The organism is Pseudomonas sp. P5_A2_2 (genome assembly GCF_054177685.1).
On the sequence record NZ_JBGCUL010001272.1, the window covers coordinates 1 to 1,128 of the forward strand.

The 1,128-nt window shown below is 46.0% G+C and carries 2 protein-coding genes; both read left to right on the forward strand.

Translation table 11 applies throughout. The annotated features are described in order from the left end of the window. Nucleotides 1–337, forward strand: a 337-nt coding sequence (locus ACXRVY_RS30740; protein WP_458239172.1) for a hypothetical protein, incomplete at its 5' end; no start/stop codon positions are given. Next, nucleotides 322–1,128: sulfotransferase family protein (locus ACXRVY_RS30745; RefSeq protein ID WP_458239173.1), on the forward strand; the 807-nt coding region annotated here is incomplete at its 3' end. The genes ACXRVY_RS30740 and ACXRVY_RS30745, both read left to right, overlap by 16 nt.

Below are 1,128 nucleotides of genomic sequence, written 5' to 3' on the forward strand. Positions count from 1 at the left end.
GCCCAGTTTCGTTCGGCGTGGGTTCTATTATGAACAGATTCTGCGTTATCTCGAATTTTACAGGTTGCAGGATTTTTTGTTTTTAGAACAGGATGATTTTTCCAAAGATCCTGTCGGAAGTGTTGGTGTGGTTTTAGACTTTCTCGGAGCTGACTCTCGAGTGGATCTCGGAGTTATTCCGCAGGTAAGTAATAAAGGTGACTACGACGGTGTTGCAATGGATGCGCACACTGATGTGTTTTTAAAGTTATACGACTTATATAGTGAGCCGAACAGGCAGTTGTTTTCGCTCATTGGCAAGGAGTATCCCTGGAGTGCTTCTTGGCTTACTCTATGAATAATGCATTTATTATTGGTACTGGTCGCTGTGGCACCTCGTGGCTGGGACAAATGCTGAATAGCCATGCCGAAGTATGTGTACCTCCGGAGATTCAACTGTTATTTGAGTATTCTGGAAATGGTGACCGATTATTTGAGGCATTTTCCCAAGCAGGACCTTCAGGGCTTGATGGCGAGTTAATTGCTTCCATCATCAAGCAGGGCTGTCCGCACAAACTCGAAATGTTCTTCGATTATGCTGAGTTTTGCTGTCGGGAAGATACACCGAGGAGTTCTGCGGCGGTCTTTGTAGAAGCGTTTTACGCAGCTATTGCAAAGGCGCATGGAAAAACCTGGTTGATTGAGCAGACACCTTGGTATGGTCAGCGCCTCGATCTGGTTTCCAGGATTTTTCCAAACGCAAAGTTTATTCATGTTGTGCGGGATGGTCGGGATGTTGCTTTGTCGTTCGCTCGAACGCCATGGTGGCACGCGTCACCGCGATTGAACCTGTCCAGGTGGCAGAGAGAAATCAAGAAAATTGCGCTAGATGCAGCTTTTTATCTCGACGCCAGTGCCTACCTGGAGGTTAAGTATGAGAGTCTGGTCGCTAACACAGAGTTCGAATTGGAGCGAATCTGTGAGTTCCTGGGCATAGATTTTGATCCGTGTATGCTGAATCCGAAAAAACTGATTGATTATGATCAGTTCTGTAAATTTGATATGAAACAAGTATCTTCCCAAGTTTACTCGGATTGGCGCCAGCGTAAGGATTCCACCAGTTTTTCGGAGAACGTCGGTGCTTGGCAA